2 tRNA genes are annotated in these 228 nt (G+C 54.4%); both read right to left on the bottom strand.

Going from position 1 to position 228, the window contains the following annotated elements:
* Nucleotides 1-24: 24 nt before the first annotated feature.
* A tRNA-Ala gene (locus D3D03_RS16680) sits at nucleotides 25-97 on the bottom strand.
* A 20-nt stretch (nucleotides 98-117) separates the two neighbouring features.
* Nucleotides 118-194: transfer RNA gene (locus tag D3D03_RS16685), tRNA-Ile, on the bottom strand.
* Between the last annotated feature and the right edge of the window lie 34 nt (nucleotides 195-228).

The following is a 228-nucleotide window of genomic DNA, read 5'->3' on the forward strand; positions in this document are numbered from 1 at the left end:
CCTTCTCCGTTAGGACAAGACAAATGGAGCCTAGCGGGATCGAACCGCTGACCTCCTGCGTGCAAGGCAGGCGCTCTCCCAGCTGAGCTAAGGCCCCGTGATGGCTATAAAATTGAATGGTGGGCCTAAGTGGACTCGAACCACCGACCTCACGCTTATCAGGCGTGCGCTCTAACCAGCTGAGCTATAGGCCCATTCAAAATGGGATTGTTCAATTGAGAGATCGGA

The organism is Exiguobacterium sp. RIT452 (assembly GCF_003598705.1).
Lineage (GTDB): Bacteria > Bacillota > Bacilli > Exiguobacteriales > Exiguobacteriaceae > Exiguobacterium_A > Exiguobacterium_A undae.